General features: G+C 38.6%; 5 protein-coding genes. 4 read left to right on the forward strand and 1 reads right to left on the reverse strand.

Annotated features, from left to right (window positions below; all coding sequences use genetic code 11):
- Window positions 1-62: 62 nt before the first annotated feature.
- On the reverse strand, window positions 63-923 hold the full coding sequence (pdxS, locus tag ACQV2G_RS06570; RefSeq protein ID WP_428874142.1) for a pyridoxal 5'-phosphate synthase lyase subunit PdxS: 861 nt from the start codon (window positions 921-923) through the stop codon (window positions 63-65).
- An 84-nt stretch (window positions 924-1,007) separates the two neighbouring features.
- Between pdxS and ACQV2G_RS06575 the strand changes: the two genes are divergently transcribed.
- The 4 genes from ACQV2G_RS06575 to ACQV2G_RS06590 are packed head-to-tail and all read left to right on the forward strand — an operon-like array spanning window position 1,008 to window position 6,381.
- A complete protein-coding gene (locus ACQV2G_RS06575) occupies window positions 1,008-2,375 on the forward strand; it encodes a PLP-dependent aminotransferase family protein (protein WP_428876412.1) in 1,368 nt (455 codons plus the stop codon).
- Between the two features lie 59 nt (window positions 2,376-2,434).
- Window positions 2,435-2,893 carry a MarR family winged helix-turn-helix transcriptional regulator gene (locus tag ACQV2G_RS06580; RefSeq protein ID WP_428875374.1) on the forward strand — a complete coding sequence of 153 codons (459 nt, stop codon included), beginning with the start codon at window positions 2,435-2,437 and terminating at the stop codon, window positions 2,891-2,893.
- The gene (locus ACQV2G_RS06585; protein WP_428876413.1) at window positions 2,886-4,649 is read left to right on the forward strand and encodes an ABC transporter ATP-binding protein; all 1,764 of its coding nucleotides are present in this window, start codon (window positions 2,886-2,888) and stop codon (window positions 4,647-4,649) included. Before ACQV2G_RS06580 ends, ACQV2G_RS06585 begins: the two co-directional genes overlap by 8 nt.
- A complete protein-coding gene (locus ACQV2G_RS06590) occupies window positions 4,639-6,381 on the forward strand; it encodes an ABC transporter ATP-binding protein (protein ID WP_428876414.1) in 1,743 nt (580 codons plus the stop codon). Before ACQV2G_RS06585 ends, ACQV2G_RS06590 begins: the two co-directional genes overlap by 11 nt.
- Window positions 6,382-6,496 lie beyond the last annotated feature (115 nt).

Genomic DNA, 6,496 nt, shown 5'->3' on the forward strand with positions numbered 1-6,496 from the left:
AAACAAAAAGACAAGGTTTGCCATGGCAGACCTTGTCTTTTTTGAAGTATGTATCTTTTCGATTAGTTACCGCGATTAGCCATAATCACTTCGACTTCATCTGGGTTCAAGCCGACCATGGCTTCACCCAAATCTTCTGACACTTCGGCGATGACTTTAGGATCTTGATAATTTTCAACAGCTCGAACAATTGCTTTGGCTCTTTTTTCAGGGTTACCTGATTTGAAAATACCAGACCCAACAAAGACCCCTTGAGCACCTAATTGCATCATTAAAGCTGCATCGGCAGGAGTCGCTACCCCACCAGCAGAAAAGTTAACTACTGGTAATTCACCCGTTTCATGCACTTTTTTAAGTAAATCATAAGGTACCTTTAAGTCACGGGCTTCGACATATAGTTCATCTTCATCCATGGCTTGAATACGTTTAATGCCCGCTTGGATCGACCGCATATGGGTCACAGCTTGAACCACATCTCCTGTTCCCGCTTCTCCTTTGGTCCGAATCATGGAAGCTCCTTCTTGAATACGACGGAGAGCTTCGCCAATATTTCTAGCTCCACATACAAAAGGTATTTGGAAATTTGTCTTATTTATATGATGGTCATTATCAGCTGGTGATAAAACTTCAGATTCATCAATAAAATCAACGTCAATAGCTTGTAAGATTTGCGCTTCGACAAAATGACCAATACGCACTTTAGCCATAACCGGGATAGAAACAGCTTCTTGAATCGACTTGATTAAGGCTGGATCGGACATCCGGCTAACGCCACCTGCTTGACGAATATCTGCTGGAATACGTTCTAGAGCCATAACAGCCACTGCACCCGCCGCTTCAGCAATTTTAGCTTGCTCTGGATTCATAACATCCATAATCACGCCACCGACAAAAGTTTTTGGATCAATAATTTCTTTAGACATAAAATCATTCCCTTCTATAGCTATATGATAAAAGATTTTGGTACTATATAAAGTACCAAAACAAAAGAATGTGAGGGTACCAGATTGTTATACTTACAATTATATAATGAAATCAAACAAAGAATCCTACAAGGTCAATTAAATCCCGGTGAAAAGCTAGCTAGTAAAAGACAAATGGCTAAAGACCGTGGGGTCAGCCTTAATACTATAACAGCTAGTTTGGATCAGTTAGCCGCAGAAGGCTATATTGAAGCTATTCAGCGAAAGGGATATTTCGTTCTCAGCCAAAAGTTAAGTTTAAAAGAACCCAATCAATGGCAGCTAAGTGAAATAGAAGCAGAAAGCCAGCCAGCTATTGATTGGCGTTACAAGGGAGTGGATCCTGAATTTCCAGTAGCCACTTGGAAAAAAATTACTATGGAGTGTCTCAATCAAGATGCAAGATATTTGACTGAAAAAGGCTCTAAACTCGGTGAACATCATTTACGTGAAACGATTGCTACCTACTTATGGAATGCCAAAGGAATTAAGGCTTCTCCTAGTCACATTATTATTGGCTCCTCAACTGAAAACTTACTTTTACTCTTAGTTAAATTGATTGGTAAGGCTAAAATCGGTGTTGAAGATCCTGGTTTTCATCGTTGGGGTGATTTTTTAAAAGCCAATCAAATTGAACAGATACCGATTGAATTAGATCAAGAAGGTGCAAATCCTAGTCCCACTGATAAAAAAGAAATGGACTTACTCTATGTTACCCCCTCTTACCAGTTTCCGACGGGCTCGATTATGACAATCGGACGCAAACAAGAATTATTAGAGTGGGCCAATCAAGACGATAAATGGATAATTGAAGATGAATACAATGGTGAATTTCGCTATCAAGGTAAGCCTATTCCCCCTTTAAAGGCGATCGACTCACATGACCATGTTATCTACTTACAGTCTTTTTCATCATTAATTAGTCCCGCTTTAAGAATATCTTTTATACTTTTACCAGACTCGCTCTTACAAAAATTTAAAGAATACCCTTATTATTTTTCTTGTCCCGTTCCACGATTGACCCAAAATGTCTTAGCACAATTCATGGCTGGTGGACATTTTACGCGTCATGTTAACCGCATGCGACGAAAATATGCTAAAAAAAGACAATTATTAGAAGAATGGGCTAAAAACTTCGATAATCTCAAAATTGTTGGTACAAACGCGGGGCTCCACCTATTATTGGAAATTCACGCTACTACTCTTAGTGAAAGTAAAATTGTTGAGATAGCAAAAAAAAACAGCATGGCTCTATCCCCTTTAGCAGACTATGAATTAAATAAAAAAAGAAGACCCGCTAGTTTAGTAGTTGGATATGCTAGAGCTGATTTTAATGAATTAGAAGCCGGAATGAAGCTTTTGGAGGAAATATTAAATCTTAAAAAGAGAGAGCTTTCAGATCATAATGATTGACATTGGAAAGGATTGCTTTAAAATAGTTCTCATGGTAACTAATATGAAAGGAGACTTCCATGCTCTATCATTTAAAACATACAATCCACCAGGCCGAACAACTTAAAATGCGTTATGCAAATGATTATGATATACAACATTTAGACGGTCCACAAGGACACACTATTATGTACCTATACTGCCATCAAGACTCAGACGTTTTTCAAAAGGATATTGAAGACCACTTAAACATTTCTAAATCTGTGGCCAGCCATTTAATTCAACGGATGAAACGTAATGGTTTTATTGAAACTTTTCCCTATGCGGAAGATAAACGTCATAAAGTCATACAATTAACAAAATTAGGTCTTGAAAAATCGAGTAAAATTGAAGCGTTTATTATCATGATCAAACAAACCCTTCTGAATGGAATCTCACAAGAAGAAATTAATTGCTTGCATAAAATTTTTCTGCGAATAGACCAAAATATTATAAGAGCCAATAAATTATTGGATCAAAAGGAGGATACTCATGTTTAAAATATTTAAAAGACTAACCGCTAAACAAGTAGCCACGATGATAACTGCTATTATCTTAATCATTGCTAGCGTTTGGATTGAATTGCAAGTACCTGGCTATATGTCAGAAATTACACAAAGACTGCAAAATCCGGGAGTAGCTGTTTCAGATCTCTATCATCCAGGATCTAAGATGGTTGGTCTATCGATTATTGGTCTCGTCTTATCGCTGATAGTTGTCTTCCTATCAGCACGAGTGGCAGCTAGTTTTGCCTCGGGATTGAGACGTGACGTTTTTGATTCTGTTATGGATTATTCAACAAAAGAATTGCAAGATTTCTCCATTCCTAGCTTATTAACGCGAACAACCAATGACATCGTTCAAATTCAAGTCTTCTTGGCTATGGGCCTACAAATTATTGTTAGAGGACCGATGATGGCTATTTTAGCTGTTGGTAAAATTTCTACAAAAAATGTGGAATGGATGTGGGTAACCTTTACTGCTGTTGGCTTAATGTTAACAACCATTATTATCCTCTTATCCATCGTTTTACCTAGACAAAAGCTAGTCCAAAGCTTAACCGACCGCTTGAACCGTATCATGCGAGAAACCCTATCCGGTATGCGCGTAATTCGTGCTTATAATGCGGAAGACTATCAAACCGAAAAATTCTCAGACGCTAACCAAGAACTAACCGGTTTAAACTTAGTCATTTACCGAACAATGAGTTTTATGAACCCTCTAATGATGCTTGTTTCTAACGGTTTGACTTTAGGAGTTTATTGGGTAGGCGCCTATTTGATTGCAGCTGCTGCCTTTCAAGAAAAAATCGTTCTTTTTTCAGATATGATTGTCTTTTCATCTTATGCCATGCAAGTAGTGATTGGTTTTATGATGATGACTATGATCTTCATTATAACGCCTCGTACCATGGTTTCTGCTAAAAGAGTCGGTGAAGTACTAGATACTAAATCGAGTCTCATCTATCCAGAAAATGCCCCACAAGAAAAAGATAAAGGGTCGCTGGTATTCCAAGATGTTAGCTTTACTTATCCAGGTGCTTCTAAGCCTGTACTTAAGGATATATCCTTTGAAGCAAAAGCTGGTCAAACCCTCGCCTTTATCGGGTCAACTGGATCTGGTAAATCCACCTTGATCAACTTGATTCCACGTTTATTCGATACCACTGAAGGAGAAATTTTGATTAATGGCAATTCGATCAAAGACTATCCTCGTGAACGCCTAAACGAAATTATTGGCTATGTCCCCCAAAGGTCTGTCTTATTTTCAGGAAGCATTGAATCTAATATTGCTTTTGGCGATTCCAGCCAAAGCCCACTCAGTGAAGCCGAAATATGGGAGGCCATCGATATCGCCCAAGCAAAAGATTTCGTCACTGAAAAAGAAGAACAATTACAAAGTTATGTGGCTCAAGACGGTACCAACTTCTCAGGTGGGCAAAAGCAACGTTTAGCCATCGCCCGAGCTATCGGTCGAAAACCGCAAATTCTTATCTTTGATGATTCCTTCTCAGCCCTTGACTATCAAACCGATCGTAAATTGCGCCACATTCTAGCTGAAAAAACCAAAGAAATGACTAAAGTCATTGTCGGTCAAAGAATTTCAACCATCATGGATGCTGATTTGATTATGGTCATAGAAAAGGGACGAATTGTTGGTAAAGGAACCCACCAAGAATTATTAACATCCAACAAAATCTATCAAGAAATCGCTTATTCACAATTAAACAAGGAGGAACTTGACAATGGAAAATAAAGATAAAACTGTTACTTTAAGAACCTATAGCAAGGGCTTCCGTCTAATCTTTGCATTGGCTCTTCTTTTCTCAATAGCTGGTTCTTATATTTCAGTAATCGGACCGGATCGAATTCGCCAAATTACCGACTTAATTGCTCAAGGCATGATGAATGAAATGAATTTAGAAAAGATCAGTCAACAAGCCACTTATTTAGCTATGTTGTTTGCTTTGGGGGCTGTTGCCAACTACGGTGCTTCCTTTATCATGGCAACTATCTCACAACGTTTAACGCAAAATTTGCGTGAAGGGATTGGTCACAAGGTCAACCGCATGCCTCTTAATTATTTTGACCAACATTCGCAAGGCGATACCCTGTCACGAGTGACCAATGACTTAGACACTTTAGGACAAACACTCAACCAAAGTATGTCTACCCTTGTTTCTGCTACCACTATGTTAATCGGAACACTTATTATGATGTTTCGCACAGATGTTACTTTGACCTTTGTTTCTATCGCAACCGTTGTAGTTGGTTTTGGAATCACTATTTTTCTAATGATAAAATCCAGGAGCTTTTTTAAGCAACAACAAAACCACTTAGCCGACATTAACGGCCATATAGAAGAAATGTATACTGGCCATGCTATTGTACGTTCATATAATGCCATCGAATTCGCCAAGGAAACCTTTCGGACGATTAATGAAGATTTAGAAAGTAGCATTTGGAAAGCCCAATTTCTCTCAGGTATTGCCATGCCTTTAATGATTTTTATTGGTAACTTTGGTTATGTATTGGTGTGTATCTTCGGTGCAGCCTTAGTAATCGAAGGTCAGATAACGATTGGAGTCATTGTCGCCTTTATGATGTATATTCGGATGTTCTCTCGGCCGATTCAACAGTTGGCTCAATCCAGCCAAGCTTTAGCTCAGGCTCGCGCTGCTATGGCTCGTGTGTTTGATTTTCTTAATGAAGCAGAATTAGAAGATGAAAACCATAAGACGCGTCAATTAGAAGACGTTAAGGGTTTAATTGAATTCGACCATGTTCATTTTGGCTACGATCCTGAAGAAATGATTATTCACGACTTCTCTGCCTATGCCAAGCCAGGCAAAAAGATTGCCATTGTTGGGCCAACCGGTGCGGGGAAAACCACAATTGTGAACTTATTAATGCGCTTTTATGAAATTGATAGGGGTGAGATTCGTCTAGACGGTAAAAATATCCAAAAAATGAAACGTAGTGAAATTCACGATTACTTCTCTATGGTTTTACAAGATACTTGGCTATTTGAAGGAAGCATTCGTGAAAACTTACTCTTTAATAAAAAAGATGTGGGAGAAGCTGAAATGATTGCGGCTTGTCAAGCTGTCGGCATTGACCATTTTATTAATACCCTCCCCCATACTTATGACACTGTCCTAGATGAAAAAGTTACCCTATCAGTTGGGCAAAAACAATTACTAACCATTGCCCGTGCGCTCATTAAGGACGCGCCATTATTAATTCTAGATGAGGCAACATCTTCAGTAGATACACGAACAGAAGTGCTTATCCAAGAAGCCATGGATAAATTAACTGAGGGTCGAACTTCCTTTATCATTGCCCACCGCTTATCAACTATTCGTAATGCTGATTTAATCTTAGTCCTAAAAGATGGTAATATCATAGAACAAGGTAACCATGACCAATTAATTCAAGCACAAGGATTCTACGCCGACCTCTATAATAGTCAGTTTGAAGCTGCCTAATCTAAGTTTACTCACACAAAAGCTCGCCCTAGCAGGCGAGCTTCAGACTGTAGACAAAGCCCTCTAAATCACCAACCTATGGTGATTTAGAGGGCTTTTTGATATATAATAAAAA

Origin of the sequence: Facklamia sp. P12955, from assembly GCF_050409565.1 — a bacterium.
Classification (GTDB): domain Bacteria; phylum Bacillota; class Bacilli; order Lactobacillales; family Aerococcaceae; genus Facklamia.

Excerpts from the sequence above, each read along its gene's own strand:
- pdxS (WP_428874142.1), bottom strand. The coding sequence starts at position 923 with ATGTCTAAAGAAATTATTGATCCAAAAACTTTTGTCGGTGGCGTGATT.
- ACQV2G_RS06580 (WP_428875374.1), top strand. The coding sequence starts at position 2,435 with ATGCTCTATCATTTAAAACATACAATCCACCAGGCCGAACAACTTAAA.
- ACQV2G_RS06585 (WP_428876413.1), top strand. The coding sequence starts at position 2,886 with ATGTTTAAAATATTTAAAAGACTAACCGCTAAACAAGTAGCCACGATG.
- ACQV2G_RS06590 (WP_428876414.1), top strand. The coding sequence starts at position 4,639 with ATGGAAAATAAAGATAAAACTGTTACTTTAAGAACCTATAGCAAGGGC.